2 protein-coding genes are annotated in these 17,918 nt (G+C 75.8%); both read left to right on the top strand.

The features are described from left to right. The first annotated feature begins 20 nt into the window (after nt 1-20). A complete protein-coding gene (locus tag AB0F89_RS30350; protein WP_367129066.1) occupies nt 21-8,111 on the top strand; it encodes a type I polyketide synthase in 8,091 nt (2,696 codons plus the stop codon). A gap of 46 nt (nt 8,112-8,157) precedes the next feature. Beyond that, nucleotides 8,158-17,910, top strand: a complete 9,753-nt coding sequence (locus AB0F89_RS30345) for a type I polyketide synthase (protein ID WP_367129065.1) — start codon at nt 8,158-8,160, stop codon at nt 17,908-17,910. Nucleotides 17,911-17,918 lie beyond the last annotated feature (8 nt).

Here is a 17,918-nt window from a genome sequence, read left to right as displayed (position 1 = left end):
ATCCGGACGTAAGGAAAGACATGCCCAGTGAATCTGCGGTCGAACCCGTCGCTGTCGTCGGGCTGTCGTGCAGGCTTCCCGGCGCGGACAGCCCGGCCGCCTTCTGGCGGCTGCTCACCGGCGGCCGGGACGCCGTCGCCGAGGCGCCGCCGGGACGCCCGGAGGACGTCACCGGGTTCCGCGCCGGTTTCCTCGACCACGTCGACGGGTTCGACCCCGCGTTCTTCCGGATCTCACCGCGCGAAGCCGCCGCGATGGACCCGCAGCAGCGGCTGGCGCTGGAGCTGGCCTGGGAGTCCGCCGAGGACGCCGGGCTGACCGCGCGGCGGCTCCGGGACGTCGACGCGGGCGTGTACGTGGGCGCCATCGCGAGCGACTACGCCCAGCTGGCGCACGACCGGGGCGCGATCACGTCGCACACGCTGGCCGGCCTGAACCGGGGGATGATCGCCAACCGGGTGTCCTACGTGCTCGGCCTGCGCGGGCCGAGTGTCGTGGTCGACTCCGGCCAGTCGTCGTCCCTGGTCGCGGTGCACACGGCGGTGCAGGACCTGCGCGCGGGCGCGTGCTCGGTCGCGTTCGCGGGCGGCGTCGGCCTCAACCTGGCGGCGGAGGGCTTCCGGACCGCCGAGCGGTTCGGCGGGCTGTCCCCCGAGGGCCGCGCCTACACCTTCGACGCGCGGGCGAACGGGTACGTGCGCGGCGAGGGCGGCGGCGTGGTCGTGCTCAAGCTGCTGCGGGACGCCCTCGCCGACGGCGACCACGTGCGGGCGGTCATCCGGGGCAGCGCGGTCAACAACGACGGCGGTGGCGACTCGCTGACCACCCCGCGCCAGGGCGCGCAGGAGGACGTGCTGCGCCGGGCGTACCGGGCGGCCGGCGTCGACCCGGCGCTGGTGCGGTTCGTCGAGCTGCACGGCACCGGCACGCCGGTCGGCGACCCGGTCGAGGCGGCGGCGCTGGGCGCGGTGCTCGGCGCCGGGCGGCCGGCCGACGACCCGCTGCTGGTCGGCTCGGTGAAGACCAACATCGGCCACCTGGAGGGCGCGGCGGGCGTCGCGGGCCTGATCAAGGCCGTGCTGTGCGTCGAGCACCGGATGGTGGTGCCGAGCCTGAACTTCGAGCGGCCGAACCCGGCGATCGACTTCGACCGGCTGGGCGTCCGGGTGGTCGTGGAGACCGCCGAGCTGGCCGGGGACCTGCCGGTCGCGGGCGTGTCGTCGTTCGGGATGGGCGGCACCAACTGCCACGTCGTGCTCAGCGGCCACGAGCCGGCCGCCGAGGCCGCGCCCGGCGCGACGCCCGCTCCGACCGCCGCGGTCGTGCCCCTCGCGCTGCACGCGCACAGCGCCGAAGCGTTGCGGGCCCAGGCCGCGCGGCTGCTCGACCACGTCGACGCGACCCCCGGCGTGACGCCGGTCGACCTCGCGCACTCGCTGGCCACCACCCGGTCCACGTTCGCGCACCGCGCCGTCCTGCCCGCCCACGACCGGACCGAGCTGCGCGAGCGGCTGGCCGCCCTCGCCGCCGGCCGGCGCGCGCCGGGCACCCACACCGGGCAGGCCAAGCCGCGCGGCCTGGCCGTGCTGTTCTCCGGGCAGGGCAGCCAGCGGACCGGCATGGGCGTCGGCCTGGCCGCCGATTTCCCGGTTTTCCGCGCCGCCCGGGACGCGGTGCTGGCGGAGTTCCCACCCGCGTTGGCGACATTGGGCGACGTCATGTCCGGCCAATTCGCGGGGGCCGACCGGCTGGACCGGACGGAGTTCACCCAGCCCGCATTGTTCGCCTTCGAAGTCGCATTGTTCCGGTTGTTCGAATCGTGGGGTCTGCGCCCGGACGTCCTGATCGGCCACTCGGTCGGCGAGATCGCCGCGGCGCACGTCAGCGGCGTGCTCGCGCTGGCCGACGCCTGCCGGCTGGTCGCCGCCCGCGGCGCGCTGATGCAGGCGCTGCCGCCCGGTGGCGCGATGGTCGCGGTCGAGGCGTCGGTGGACGAGGTGCGCCCCACGCTGGCGCCGGGCGCGGAGGTCGCCGCCGTCAACGGGCCGCGCGCCACGGTGCTGTCCGGCGTCGAGGACGCGGTCGCCGAGGTGGCCGCCGGCTGGGCCGAGCGCGGTCGGCGGGTGCGCAGGCTCGCGGTGAGCCACGCGTTCCACTCGGCCCTGATGGACCCGATGCTGGACGAGTTCCGCGCGGTCGTCGGCGGGCTGGCGTTCGACGCGCCGCGGATCCCGATCGCGTCGAACCTGACCGGTCGGCTGGCGTCGGGCGAGTTGGCCGATCCGGAGCACTGGGTGCGGCACGTGCGGGACGCGGTGCTGTTCCGGGACGGGGTGCGCGCGGCGGAGGCGGCGGGCGCCGAGGTGTTCGTGGAGGTCGGCCCCGAGGCGGTGCTGACCGGCGCCGCCCGCGACAGCGTGGTCGGTGACGGGCGCCTGTTCATCGGCTCGTCCACGGCCAAGCGGCCGGAGACCGAGGCGCTGCTGGACGCGGCGGCCCGGCTGCACGTCGCCGGGGTCGACGTCGACTGGACCGCGGTGCTCGCCGACGCGGGCGGCCGGCGCGTCCCGCTGCCCACCTACCCGTTCCAGCGAGGCCGCCACTGGCTGGACGGCCCGACCTCGGCGGTCCCGGAACCCCGCCGCGCCGCCGACGCGCACGCACCGGTCGCCGAACCGGCCGACCGGTCCGTCCCGTCGGCGGTACGGGACACCGCCGAGCAGGTCGCCGACGTGGTGCGCGCCGAGGTCGCCGCCATTGCCGGCCTGACCTCGGCGCGCGAGCTGGACACCACCAAGCCGTTCAAGGACCTCGGCTTCGACTCGATCATGGGCGTCGAGCTGGGCGACCGGCTCAGCGAGGTCATCGGCCGCGGCCTGCCGTCGACCCTGGTCTTCGACCACCCCACACCGGACGCCGTGATCGCCTTCCTGAGCGGCGCGACCGGCGCCGTGGCGCAGGCGCCGACCGCGCCGCCGGACGACGACCCGATCGTCATCATCGGCATGAGCTGCCGCTACCCGGGCGGGGTGAACTCGCCGGAGGAGCTGTGGTCGCTGGTCGCCGACGGCCGGGACGCGATCTCCGGCTACCCGACCGACCGGGGCTGGGACCTGGCGAACCTCTACCACCCCGATCCCGAGCACGCCGGGACGTCCTACGCGGCCGGCGGCGGGTTCGTGGCCGGGGTCGGTGACTTCGACGCGGAGTTCTTCGGCGTTTCGCCGCGCGAGGCGTTGGCGATGGACCCGCAGCAGCGGTTGTTGCTGGAGGCGTCGTGGGAGGTGTTGGAGCGGGCGGGTGTCGACCCCCGGTCGTTGCGGGGTTCGGACACGGGTGTGTTCGCGGGCTTGATGTACCACGACTACGGCGACGGCTACGACCGGCTGCCGACGAACCTGCAGGGCCACCGGATGACCGGGTCGGCGGGCAGTGTGGCGTCGGGTCGGGTGGCGTATTCGTTCGGGTTCGAGGGTCCTGCGGTGACGGTGGACACGGCGTGTTCGTCGTCGTTGGTGGCGTTGCACTTGGCGGTGCGTTCGTTGCGGTCGGGTGAGACGTCGTTGGCGTTGGTGGGTGGTGTGACGGTGATGTCGTCGCCGTTCACGTTCGTGGAGTTCTCGCGTCAGCGTGGGTTGTCCGCTGATGGTCGTTGCAAGGCTTTTTCGGCTGCTGCTGATGGCACGGGTTGGGCCGAGGGTGTCGGCGTTCTACTGGTGGAGCGTTTGTCGGATGCTCGCCGCAATGGTCATCGGGTGTTGGCTGTGGTGCGTGGTTCTGCGGTCAACCAGGACGGCGCCTCGAACGGTCTGACCGCACCCAACGGACCTTCGCAGGAGCGGGTGATCCGCCGGGCGCTGGCCGACGCTCGACTGTCCACTTCGGATGTTGACGTGGTGGAGGCGCACGGCACGGGCACGCGGTTGGGTGACCCGATCGAGGCCCAGGCACTCCTGGCGACCTACGGGCAGGACCGGGATCGTCCGCTGTGGTTGGGGTCGATCAAGTCGAACATCGGTCACACGCAGGCGGCGGCGGGCATTGCCGGTGTGATCAAGGTGGTCATGGCGATGCGGCACAACGTGCTGCCGCGCACCCTGCACGTGGACCAGCCGTCTCCGCTGGTGAACTGGGACAGCGGCGCCGTCTCGGTGCTGACCGAGCCCGTCGGGTGGCCGGCCGGTGACCGGCCGCGTCGCGCGGGTGTGTCGTCGTTCGGCATCAGCGGCACCAACGCGCACGTCGTCGTGGAGGAGCCGCCCGCCGAGGACGTCGCCGAACGCGCACCGCTGCCCGCTGTGCCCGTGGTGCTGTCCGCGCGCAGCGGAACGGCGCTCCGCGCGCACGCCGCCCGGCTCGCCGAGTCGATCACCGGGTCGGACCCGGTGGACTTCGCCCACACCCTCGCCACCCGTTCACCCCTGGAGCACCGGGCCGTCGTGGTCGGCTCGACCGTCGACGACGTGCGGCGCGGCCTGGTCGCGGTCGCCGAAGGCGACGACGCCGTCGTCGGCGGGGCGAGGTCCGGGGTGCGGACCGCGTTCCTGTTCACCGGGCAGGGCAGCCAGCGCCCCCGGATGGGCTGGGAGCTGCACCGCGACCACCCGGTGTTCGCCGCCGCGCTGGACGAGGCGTGCGGGCAGGTCGACGTGTGGCTGGAGGGGCACGTCGAGCGGCCGTTGCGGGAGGTGCTGTTCGCCGAGGACGGCACGCCGGACGCCGACCTCCTAGGCGCGACCGTCTACACGCAACCCGCGTTGTTCGCGCTGGAAGTGGCGCTGTTCCGGCTGGTCGAGCACCTGGGCGTGCGACCGGACTTCCTGGCGGGCCACTCGGTCGGCGAGATCGCGGCGGCGCACGTGTCCGGTGTGCTCTCCCTCGCCGACGCGGCGGCGCTGGTCGCCGCGCGCGGCCGGTTGATGCAGTCGCTGCCGCCCGGTGGTGCGATGGTGGCGATCGCCGCCACCGAGGAGTCGGTGGCGCCGCTGCTGGCGCCGTGGCCGGGGCGGGTGTCGATCGCCGCGGTGAACGGGCCGTCCGCCGTGGTCGTGTCCGGCGCGGCGGAGGCCGTCGCCGACGTCGCCGACCGCGCGGCGGGGGCGGGCGCGCGCACCAAGGCGCTGCGGGTGAGCCACGCGTTCCACTCGCCGCTGATGGAGCCGGTGCTGGACGAGTTCCGCGCGGTGCTGTCCGGGCTGTCGTTCCACGACCCGGTGATCCCGGTCGTGTCGACGGTGACCGGCAAGCGGATCGGCGACGAGATGTCGAGCCCGGACTACTGGGTCAACCACGCGCGGCAGGCCGTGCGGTTCCACGACGCGGTGCGCGCGTTGCAGGCCGAGGGCGTCACGGCGTTCCTCGAACTGGGCCCGGACGGCGTGCTCACCGCCGCCGGCCGCCACAGCGCGCTGTCCGGTGACGAAGGCGGTCCCGAGTTCATCCCGTCGCTGCGCAAGGGCCGGCCGGAGGTGTCCGCCGTGCTGGGCGCGGTGGGCCGCCTGCACGTCCTCGGGCACGACGTGCGCTGGCCCGCGTGGTTCGCCGGCAGCGGCGCGCGGTTGGCCGACCTGCCGACCTACCCGTTCCAGCGCAAGCGGTTCTGGCTGGACCGCGTCGACCCGCCCGGCTCGGCGTCCGCGCTCGGCCTGCGACCCGCGGAGCACCCCCTGCTGGGCGCGGCGGTCGACGTGGCGGGCACCGGCGGGCTGCTGTTCACCGGTGTGCTGTCGACGGCCGGGCAGCCGTGGGTGGCCGACCACGTCGTCGGTGACACCGTGCTGGCGCCGGGCACGCTGTTCCTGGAGCTGGCCGCGCGGGCGGCGGACGCCGTCGGCCTGGCGGGCGTCGCCGAACTCCTGCTCGAAGCGCCCCTGCCGCTGGGCTCGGCCGGTGAGGCGCGGGTGCAGGTCGCGGTCGGCGCGCCCGAGGCGGACGGTCGCCGCTCGGTGACCGTGCACTCGACGTCCGGCGACGAGTGGACCAGGCACGCCACCGGCTACCTGGCCGACGACGTGCCGACGGCGGTCGAGCCGGTCACCTGGCCGCCGGCGGGGGCGGAGGAGGTGCCGGTCGAGGAGCTCTACGACGGGCTCGACGCCGCCGGTCTGCGCTACGGCCCGTCGTTCGCCAACGTGCGGCGCGCGTGGCGGTCGGGCGAAGAGGTGTTCACCGAGGTCTCGCTGCCCGAGGACGTGGACGGCTCGGCCTACCGGATCCACCCGGCGCTGCTGGACGCCGTCCTGCACGGCGCGGGGGCGTTCGGCTTCTTCACCGACGAGGGCGCGGTGAAGCTGCCGTTCGCGTGGAGCGGCGTCACGGTGCACGGGGCAGGGGCGCGCGCTGTGCGGGCGCGGCTCACCCGTGCCGGTGCGGACGCGGTGGCGATCCGGGTCGTCGACGAGGCCGGCGCGCCGATCGCGACGGTCGAGTCGCTGGCCGTGCGCCCGGTCCCGCACTCCCGCCTCGCCACCACCCGGACCCCGCTCACCCTGGAGTGGACCCCGCTGCCGACGCCCGCCACCACGCCCGACCGGCTGGTGCTGGCCGAGGACGCCGACCTGGCTTCCGCCGCAACCGCGCCGGTCGTCGTGGCGCCGCTGTTCGACCTCCCCGACGCGCCCACCCCGGACGCCGTCCGGCACGCCACCCACCGAGCGCTCGCCCTCGTCCAAGCCTGGCTGGCCGACGAGCGCCGGGCCGACTCCCGGCTGGTGCTCGCCACCAGGGGCGCCGCCGGCGACGACGTGACCAACCTGCCCGGAGCGGCCGTCTGGGGCCTGGTGCGCAGCGCGCTCCGCGAGAACCCGGGCCGGTTCGCCCTGCTCGACGTGGACGACCCGGCCGCCGTGCACACCACCGCGCTGCCCGACGACGAGCCGCAGGTGGCGGTCCGCGCCGGTGTCGCCCACGCGCCCCGGTTGTCCCGCGCCACCCGCCCCGGGCAGCTCCCGGCCCTGGGCGACGGCACGGTGCTGGTCACCGGCGCCACGGGCGCGCTCGGGGCGCTGGTCGCCCGCCGCCTCGTCACCGCGCACGGCGTGCGCCGGCTCCTGCTGACGGGCAGGCGCGGCCCGGCGGCCGAGGGCGCGGCCGGGCTGGTCGCCGAGCTGACCGGGCTCGGGGCGCACGTCGACCTGGTCGCCTGCGACGTCGCCGACCGGGACGCGCTCGCCGCGCTGCTCGCCGCGATCCCGGCCGACCACCCGCTGACGGGTGTCGTGCACACCGCGGGCGTGCTGGACGACGGCGTGGTCGGCGCGTTGACCCCGGACCGGGTCGACACCGTGCTGCGGCCGAAGGTGGACGCGGCCTGGCACCTGCACGAGCTGACCGGCGACCTCGCCGCGTTCGTGCTGTTCTCTTCGGCCTCGGGCGTGTTCGGCGCCGCCGGCCAGGCGAACTACGCGGCGGCGAACGCCTTCCTCGACGCGCTCGCGGCGCACCGCCGGGCGCACGGCCTGGTCGCCACCTCCATGGCGTGGGCGCCGTGGGCCGAGGCCGGCATGGCGGGCGCGCTCGACCGGACGTCGCTGAACCGGCTGGCGAAGATCGGCATGACGGCCGTGTCCGACGACGAGGGCCTGGCGCTGTTCGACGCCGCGCTGGCCGTCGAGGACGCCGTGGTGGTCCCGCTGGGTCAGCTGTCCACATCGGACTCGACGGAACCGCTGCTGCGCGGCCTGGTCCGGCGGGCGCCGGCGCCCGCCCGCCGCGCCGCGCCGGCCGTCCGGCTCACCGAGCTGACCGGTCCGCAGCGCGGGGTCGCCGCGCAGAACATCGTCCGCACGGTCGTCGCGGCGGTGCTGGAGCACGGCCCGGACGACGTGCTCGACCTCCGGCGCGGCTTCAAGGAGCTGGGCGTCGACTCGCTCATCGGCTTGGAGCTGCGCAACCGCCTCAACGCCGCGACCGGGCTGCGCCTGCCCGCGACGCTGGTCTTCGACCACCCGACGCCCGCGGCGCTCGTCGCGCTGCTCACCGCCGAGGAGGAGCAGGAGCAGTTCGAAGCGCCCGCGCCCCCGCCCCCGACGCCGACCCCGTCCGCCGACGGCATCGACGACATGGACGTCGCCGACCTGCTCCGCCTCGCCCGCGGCGAAGCCGACGCCTGAGCACCGAGCACCGAGCACCGAGCACACCACCGGAGGGAAACGCACCATGACGGACAACTCGGCCGAGGTTGTCGCGGCGCTGCGGGACACGCTCAAGGAGGTGAGCCGCCTGCGTCGGCGCAACCAGGAGCTGGTGGACGCCGAGCGGGAGCCGATCGCGATCGTCGGCATGGCCTGCCGCTACCCCGGCGGGGTGTCCTCGCCGGAGGACCTGTGGCGGCTGGTGGCGACGGGCGCCGACGCGATCAGCGAGTTCCCGACCAACCGCGGCTGGGACCTGGCCGGGCTCTACGACCCGGAGGGCGAGCGGCCGGGCACCTCCTACACGCGGCACGGCGGCTTCCTGCACGACGCGGGCGAGTTCGACGCGGAGCTGTTCGGCATCTCGCCGCGCGAGGCGCTGGCGATGGACTCCCAGCAGCGGCTGCTGCTGGAGGCGTCGTGGGAGGTGTTCGAACGGGCGGGCATCGACCCGAAGTCGTTGCGCGGCAGCCGGACCGGTGTCTACGCCGGGCTGATGTACCACGACTACGGGCCGCCGATGCACCTGCCGGTCGGCGGGGTCGACGGGCACCGGCTCACCGGCGGCCTGGGCAGCGTGCTGTCCGGTCGGGTCGCCTACAGCTTCGGCCTCGAAGGCCCGGCGGTCACCGTCGACACCGCGTGCTCGTCGTCGCTGGTGGCACTGCACCTGGCGGTTCGGGCGCTGCGGTCCGGCGAGTGCTCGCTGGCCCTGGCGGGCGGCGTCACGGTGATGTCGACGGCGGGCACGTTCGTGGAGTTCTCCCGCCAGCGCGGGCTGTCCCGCGACGGCCGCTGCCGCTCGTTCGCCGCGTCCGCCGACGGCACCGGCTGGTCCGAGGGCGTCGGCGTGCTGCTGGTCGAGCGGCTGTCCGACGCGGTGCGCAACGGGCACCGCGTGCTGGCCGTGGTGCGCGGCACGGCGGTCAACCAGGACGGCGCGTCCAACGGCCTGACCGCGCCGAACGGCCCGTCGCAGCACCGGGTCATCCAGCAGGCGCTCGCCGACGCCGGGCTGTCCCCGGCGGACGTCGACGCGGTCGAGGCGCACGGCACCGGCACCACGTTGGGCGACCCGATCGAGGCGCAGGCGCTGCTGGCCACCTACGGCCGCGGCCGGTCCGCCGACCGACCGCTGTGGCTGGGCTCGCTGAAGTCCAACATCGGGCACGCCCAGGCCGCGGCCGGCGTCGGCGGCGTGATCAAGATGGTGATGGCGATGCGCAACGGCGCGCTGCCGAAGACCCTGCACGTGGACGAGCCGTCGCCGTTCGTCGACTGGGAGTCCGGCGCGCTCGCGCTGCTGACCGAGCAGCAGCCCTGGCCCGCCGGCGACGCGCCGCGCCGGGCGGCCGTGTCGTCGTTCGGCATCAGCGGCACCAACGCCCACGTCGTGCTCGAAGAGCCCGCCGCGGTGGAACCGGAGCCCGTCGCCGGTCGGCCGCGCGCGGTGCTGCCGCTGGTGCTGTCGGGCGCGGGCGAGGCGGCCCTCGCGGCCCGCGCGGCCCAGCCGCACGACCTGGAGCGCCTCGCCGACACCGCGTACTCCCTGGCCACCACCAGGGCCGGACTGGACCACCGCGCGGTGGTTCTCGCCGAGGACGAGGCGGGTGCTCGCGACGGTCTCACCGCGCTCGCCGCGGGTCGACCCGCCTCGTCCCTCGTGCTCGGCACGCCCGCCACCGGCGCGCCGGCCGCGTTGTTCTCCGGGCAGGGCAGCCAGCGCGCGCGGATGGGCGTGGACCTGCACGCGGCGTTCCCGGTGTTCGCCGACGCGTACGACGAGGCGTTCGCCCACCTGCCGGAGCGGGTCCGCGAGGCCGTGTTCGGCGGCGAGCCGCTGGACCGCACCGAACTGGCCCAGCCCGCCCTGTTCGCCTTCGAGGTGGCCCTGTACCGGCTGCTGGAGTCGTGGGGCGTGCGGCCGGGCTTCCTGATCGGCCACTCGGTCGGCGAGATCGCCGCCGCGCACGTCGCGGGCGTGCTGTCGCTGCCGGACGCCGCCACCCTCGTCGCCGCGCGTGGTCGGCTGATGGGCGCGCTGCCGCCCGGTGGCGCGATGGTCGCCGTGGCCGCGTCCGACGACGAGGTGGCGCCGCTGCTGCGGGACGGCGTCGGCATCGCCGCGGTCAACGGCCCGCGCGCCACGGTCGTGTCCGGCGAGGAGGACGCCGTGGCGGAGGTGGTGCGGGCCTTCGCGGACCGCCGCACGGCCAAGCTGCGGGTCAGCCACGCGTTCCACTCGCCGCTGATGGACCCGATGCTGGACGAGTTCCGCGCCGTGGTGTCCGGGCTGGCGTTCGGCGTGGCGACGGTGCCCGTCGTGTCCACGCTGACCGGTCGGCTGGCGTCGGACGAGTTGGCCGATCCGGAGCACTGGGTGCGGCACGTGCGGGACGCGGTGCTGTTCCGGGACGGGGTGCGCGCGGCGGAGGCGGCGGGCGCCGAGGTGTTCCTGGAGGTCGGCCCGGACGCCGTGCTCGCGGGCATGGGCCAGGACAGCGCCACCGGCGCGGCCGCGGAGTTCGTCCCCGCCCAGCGCCGCGACCGGGCGGAGCCGGAAGCGCTGACCGCGGCCGTCGCCCGGCTGTGGACCAAGGGCGTCGAGGTGGACTGGGAGGCGTTCTTCGCGGGCTCCGGCGCCCGGCGCGTCGACCTGCCGACCTACCCGTTCCAGCACCGCCACTACTGGCTCGACCCCACGCCGCCCGGCTCGACCGACCACGCGGGGCTCGGCGTCGGACCGGCGGGCCACCCGCTGCTCGGGGCCGTGGTCTCGGTGGCCGCCGGCGGCGGCGTGCTGCTGACCGGCAGGCTCTCGGTGGCCGACCAGCCGTGGCTCGCCGACCACGCCGTGCTCGGCGCGGTGGTCGTCCCGGGCGCGGTCCTGGTGGAACTCGCCATCCGCGCGGGCGACCAGGTCGGCTGCCCGGCGTTGGCGGAGCTGACCTTCGAGTCGCCGCTGGTCCTCCCGCCGGACGGCGCGCCGCAGGTGCAGGTGGTGGTGTCCGCGCCGGACGGCGACGGGCGGCACCCGGTGTCGGTGCACTCCCGGCCGGACGACTCGGCCGAGTGGACCCGGCACGCCGACGGCCTCCTGGCGCCGGTCGAACCGCACGACGGCGTCGACCTGGCCGACTGGCCGCCGCCCGGCGCGCGGCCGGTCGACCTCGCCGGGTGGTACGACGCGCTGGCCGACCGGGGCTTCGGCTACGGACCGGCGTTCCAGGGGCTGCGCGCCGCGTGGCGCCGGGACGACGAGGTGTTCGCCGAGGTCGGCCTGCCCGCCGAGCTGCACGACGCGGCGGCGGGTTTCGGCCTCCACCCGGCTCTGCTGGACGCCGCGTTCCACGCCGTGGGCCTGGTCCCGGGCCGGACCGCGGAACCCGCCACCGGGGCGCCGGAGCTGCCCTTCGCCATCGCCGGCGTCCGGCTGCACGCGGCCGGGGCCACGTCGGCGCGGGTCCGGCTGGCGCCCTCGGCCGGCGGCGCGCTCGCCCTCGCGCTCGCCGACGTCGACGGCTCGCCCGTCGCCACCGTCGACGGCCTGACCCTGCGCCCGATCACCGCGCCGCCCACCACCCGCCCGAGCGCGCAGCACACCGTCCAGTGGACCCCGCTGCACACCGTCGCCACCACCGCGGCCGAGGTCGAGCTGCTGCGGCTCGACCCCGCCGGCGACACCACCCCCGAAGCCGTCCGCGCGGCCACCCACCACGTGCTGGACCACGTGCGGCGGTGGTTGGCGCAGGACCGCCCGGACGCCCGGCTCGTGGTCGTCACCAGCCACGCCGTCGCGGTCGGCGAGGAGGACGTGCCCGACCTGACCCACGCGGCGGTCTGGGGGCTGGTGCGCTCGGCGCAGACCGAGAACCCGGGCCGGATCGTGCTGGTCGACTCCGACGACCCCGCCTCGCCGCTGCTCCGGCTCGACACCGACGAGCCGCAGTTCGCCGTCCGGGACGGCCGGGTGCTCGTGCCGCGGCTGGCCAAGGCGACCGGCGAGCGCTCCGAGGACCACCCGCTCGGCGCCGGCGCGGTCCTGCTCACCGGCGCCACCGGCTCCCTCGGCTCGCTCCTGGCCCGGCACCTGGTGTCCGCGCACGGCGTCCGCCGGCTGGTGCTCGCCGGCCGGCGGGGTCCCGCGGCCGAGGGCGCGGCGGAGCTGACCGCCGAGCTGACCGACCTCGGCGCGGACGTGTCCGTGGTGGCCTGCGACGTGAGCGACCCGGACGCGGTGGACCGCCTGGTGGCCGGCATCGACGGGCTCACCGCCGTGGTGCACGCGGCCGGTGTGCTGGACGACGGCGTCGTGACCGCGCTGACCCCCGACCGCCTGGACACCGTGCTGCGGCCCAAGGTCGACGCCGCCTGGCACCTGCACCGCGCCACCCTGGGCCTGGACCTGTCCGCGTTCATCCTGTTCTCCTCCATCGCGGGCACGTTCGGCACGGCCGGCCAGGGCGCGTACGCGGCGGGCAACGCCTTCCTCGACGCGTTGGCGCACCACCGGCACGCGCACGGCCTGCCCGCCCGGTCGCTGGCCTGGGGCCCGTGGGCGGAGGGCATGGCCGGGGCGCTGGCCGCGGTCGACCGGCAACGCCTGGCCCGCGGCGGCATGGCGCCGCTGAGCGCGGAGCAGGGCCTGGCCCTGTTCGACGACGCGCTGACCGCCACCACCCCCGTCCTCGCTCCCGTCGCCATCGACACCACCTCGTTGGGCGACGCCGTGCCGGCCGTCCTGCGCGGCCTGGTCCGCCGCCCGGTCCGCCGCACCGCCGCAGCGGCGACCGCGGGCGAGGCGGGCGGGTTCGCCGAGCTGCCCGCCGACGAGCGCGAGGCGGCCCTGCTGGACCTGGTCCGCACGGCGGTCGCCGTGGTGCTCGGCCACGAACCGGCCGGTGTCGACGTCCACCGCGGGTTCCGCGACCTGGGCTTCGACTCGCTGACCTCGGTCGAACTGCGCAACCGGCTCACCGAGTCCACCGGTCTGCGCCTGCCCGCCACGCTGGTGTTCGACCACCCGACGCCGGTCGTCCTCGCCGCCCACCTGGCCACCGGGTTCGGCTCCGCGCCGAAACCCGCTCGCGCCAAGGCCGTGACCGCGCCGCTGGACGACGACCCGATCGTCATCATCGGCATGAGCTGCCGCTACCCCGGCGGGGTGAACTCGCCGGAGGAGCTGTGGTCGCTGGTCGCCGACGGCCGGGACGCGATCTCCGGCTTCCCCGCCGACCGCGGTTGGGACCTGGCCAACCTCTACGACCCGGACCCGGACCACCTCGGCACGTCCTACAGCCGGCAAGGCGGCTTCCTGCACCAGGCGGCCGACTTCGACGCGGAGTTCTTCGGCGTTTCGCCGCGCGAGGCGTTGGCGATGGACCCGCAGCAGCGGTTGTTGCTGGAGGCGTCGTGGGAGGTGTTGGAGCGGGCTGGTGTCGACCCCCGGTCGTTGCGGGGTTCGGACACGGGTGTGTTCGCCGGGCTGATGTACCACGACTACGCCACCAGGGCACCGGTCTCGGGCGAGCTGGAGGGCTACCTGGGCACCGGCACCGCGGGCAGTGTGGCGTCGGGTCGGGTGGCGTATTCGTTCGGGTTCGAGGGTCCTGCGGTGACGGTGGACACGGCGTGTTCGTCGTCGTTGGTGGCGTTGCACTTGGCGGTGCGTTCGTTGCGGTCGGGTGAGACGTCGTTGGCGTTGGTGGGTGGTGTGACGGTGATGTCGTCGCCGTTCACGTTCGTGGAGTTCTCGCGTCAGCGTGGGTTGTCCGCTGATGGTCGTTGTAAGGCTTTTTCGGCTGCTGCTGATGGCACGGGTTGGGCCGAGGGTGTGGGTGTGCTGTTGGTGGAGCGTCTGTCGGATGCTCGCCGCAACGGTCATCGGGTATTGGCTGTGGTGCGGGGGAGCGCGGTCAACCAGGACGGCGCTTCGAACGGCTTGACCGCGCCCAACGGGCCGTCGCAGCAACGGGTCATCAAAGCCGCCCTCGCCGACGCTCGACTGTCCACTTCGGACGTCGACGTGGTGGAGGGTCACGGCACGGGCACGCGGTTGGGTGACCCGATCGAGGCCCAGGCGGTCCTGGCAACCTACGGGCAGGACCGGGATCGTCCGCTGTGGTTGGGGTCGATCAAGTCGAACATCGGCCACACGCAGGCGGCAGCCGGTGTCGCGGGCGTGATCAAGATGGTCATGGCCATGCGGCACAACGTGTTGCCGCGCACCCTGCACGTGGACGAGCCGTCACCGCTCGTGGACTGGGACAGCGGCGCGGTGCGGCTGCTGACCGGGCCGGTCGAGTGGCAGGCGGAGCGCGGTCCGCGCCGGGCGGCCGTGTCGTCGTTCGGCATCAGCGGCACCAACGCGCACGTCGTGCTGGAGGAGCCGCCCGCCGCGCCGACCACCCTCGCCGAGCCGGACGACCGGATCACGCCGGTCCTGCTGTCCGCCCGCGTCCCGGCCGCCCTCGCCGCCTACGGCGCGTCGCTGCGCGACCGCGTCACCGGTGCGGACGTCGACCTCCCGGCGCTCGGCCGGTCGTCGGCCACGACCAGGGTGGCGTTCGACCACCGCGCGGTCGTCCTGGCCGCCGACCACGACGAGCTGCGCGCGGGCCTCGACGCGGTGGCGCACGGCCGGTCGCACCCGGCCGTCGTCACGGGCGACGCCGGTCGCGCCGGGAAGCTCGCGTTCCTGTTCACCGGCCAGGGCAGCCAGCGCGCCGGCATGGGCGCCGAGCTGCACCGGACCGACCCGCGGTTCGCCGCCGACCTCGACGCCGTGCTCGACGTGCTGGACGAACACCTCGACCGGCCGCTGCGGGAACTGGTGTTCGCCGAGCCGGGCTCCCCGGAGGCGGACCTGCTCACCCGCACCGGCTACGCGCAGCCGGCGCTGTTCGCGCTCGAAGTGGCGCTGTACCGGTACGTCGAGCGGCTGGGCGTGCGGCCGGACTACCTGACCGGCCACTCGGTCGGCGAACTCGCCGCCGCGCACGTGTCCGGTGTGCTCACCCTCGCCGACGCGGCGGCGCTGGTCGCCGCGCGCGGCCGGCTGATGCAGTCGCTGCCGCCCGGCGGCGCGATGGTCGCCGTGCAGGCGGCGGAGGCCGACGTGCTGGCGAGCCTCGTCCCGGGCGTCGACATCGCCGCCGTCAACGGGCCCACCGCCACCGTCGTCGCGGGCTCCGAGGAGGCGGTGCTGGCGCTGGCCGAGCACTGGACCGCGCGCGGCTCGAAGACCAGGCGACTGGCGGTCAGCCACGCGTTCCACTCGCACCTGGTCGAACCGGTCCTCGCCGAGTTCCGCGCCGTGGCGGAGGGCCTGACCTTCCACCCGCCGCGCATCCCGATCGTGTCCAACCTGACCGGCGAGGTGATCGGGGACGGGATCGCCACCGCCGAGCACTGGGTCCGGCACGTGCGCGAGCCGGTCCGCTTCGCCGCCGGGGTCGCCGCGCTGGCCGCCGAGGGCGTCACCACGTTCATCGAGCTCGGCCCGGACGCCGTGCTCACCGCGATGGCCGCCGAGTGCCTGGCCGACGCGCCGACGCCACCGGTGGTCGCGCCCGCGCTGCGCCGGGGCGCGTCGGAGGTCCGCTCGGTGCTCACCGCCGCGGCGACCGCGTTCGCCAACGGGGCCGCGCCGGACACCGCCGCCGTCTACGGGACGGGCCCGACCACCGACCTGCCGACCTACCCGTTCCAGCGCGAGCGGTTCTGGGTCGACGCGCCCGAGCAGCCCGCCGAGGACGACGACTTCTGGTCCGCGCTGGCGAACCGGGAGGAGTTCGCCGAGCTGATCGGCGTGCCGGACGACGACGCGCTGGACCGCGTGGTGTCCGGCCTGACCGCGTGGCGCTCGGGCCGCACGGGTCGCGGCGCGCTGGACACCACCGGCTACACCGCCACCTGGCGCCCGGTGCCGGACGGGCCCACCGCGCTCGACGGCACCTGGCTGCTCGTGGTCCCCGCCGCGCACGCGGGCACCGGTCTCGCGGACTCGTTCGCCGCCGGCCTGGCCGGGCACGGCGCGACCGTCCTGCCCGTGGTGGTCGACCTGACCTCGGTGGACCGGGATGGGCTGCGCGCCCAGCTGGACCGACCGGCGGCCGGGGTCGTCTCGCTGCTCGCCCTGGACGGGTCGCCGCACGTCGAGCACGGCCACCTCACGGCGGGTGTCGTCGGCTCACTGCTGCTCACCCAGGTCACCGACGCCCCGCTGTGGCTGCTCACCCAGGCGGCCGTGGGCGCCGATGACGGCGACCCGCTGGACAACCCCGACCAGGCGCAGGTGTGGGCGCTGGGCCGGGCCGCCGCGCTGGAGCACCCGAGCCGCCGCGGCGGGCTGGTCGACCTGCCCGCCGTCGTGGACGACCGGGCGGTGGCGCGGGTCGCGGCGGTCCTCGCCGCCGACACCGAGGACCAGGTCGCGGTGCGCGCGTCCGGCGTGCTGGCCAGGCGGCTGGTGCGGGCTCCGCGCCGGCGGTCCGGACGCGGCTGGACGCCGCGCGGCGCGGTCCTCGTCGCCGACGGCGCCGGCCCGACGGGCGCCCACGTCGCCCGCGTGCTGGCCCGCGCGGGCGCCGAGCGGCTGGTGCTGGTCGGCGAGGCGGACGCGTCCGAACTCGCCGCGTCGTTGGAGGCGGACGGCACGCCGGTGACGCTCGTCCGGGCCGACCCCGCCGACCGGGCCGTGCTGGCGGACGCCGTCGCGGGCCTGGACCTGCCGCTCACCGCGGTCGTCCACGTGGCCGAGGGGTACGCCGAGACGCCGCTGGCCGACCTCGACCCCGGGTCGTTCGCCGAAGCCGTGCGGTCCAGGGTGACCGGCGCGACGGCGCTGCACGACATCACGCGGCAGCACGAGCTGGACGCCTTCGTGCTGTTCTCGTCGGTGGCCGGGGTCTGGGGCGGGCACGGCCAGGCGGCGGACGGCGCGGCGGCGGCGCACCTCGACGCGCTGGCCGTGCACCGGCGCGGCCTCGGCCTGCCGGCGACGTCGCTGGCGTGGGGACCGTGGCGGGACGGCGACGACGCCCGCGCGGCGCGCATGTCCCGGCAGGGCATCACCCCGCTGGAACCGGACGTCGCGCTCGCCGCGATGACCGCCGCCGTCGGGCGGGACGAGCCGAACCTGGTGGTGGCGGACCTGGACTGGGCGCGCTTCGCGCCCGTGTTCACCGCCGCGCGGCCCAGCCCGCTGCTGGCCGAGCTGGTGCGGCCCGCGCCGGACGACGGCCCGCCGCCGTCGGTGGGCGAGCTGGCGGCGACGCTCGCCGGGATGTCCGAGGCGGACCAGGAGCGGCACCTGCGCGACCTGGTGGTCGCCGAGGTGGCCGCCGTGCTCGGGCACGCCGACAGCTCCAGGGTCGACCCGCGCAAAGCGTTGACCGAGCTCGGGTTCGACTCGCTGGCCGTGGTGAACCTGCGCAACCGCCTGTCCGAGGTGACCGGCCTGCGGCTGCCCACCACGCTCGCGTTCGACCACCCGACGCCCGACGCGGTCGCGGTGTTCCTGCGCGCGGTCGCCGCGCCGGACGGCCCGTCGGCGCCGCTCGACGTGGTGCTGGACGACCTCCAGCACGGGCTGCGCGCGCTGGCCGCCGACGACAGCGCCCGCGCGCGGGTCGCGACCAGGTTGCGGGCGATGCTCGCCGCCGTGGAGCCCGACGTCGCCGGCGAGCCCGCGGGCGGGTCGGTGGCCGAGCTGTTCGACGCCGGCAGCGACGACGACATCTTCGATTTCATCGACAACGAGCTCGGTCAGGTCTGAGGGGCGGC

Source organism: Saccharothrix sp. HUAS TT1 (assembly GCF_040744945.1).
Classification (GTDB): domain Bacteria; phylum Actinomycetota; class Actinomycetes; order Mycobacteriales; family Pseudonocardiaceae; genus Actinosynnema.
This window is presented reverse-complemented; position numbering and strand designations above follow the sequence as displayed.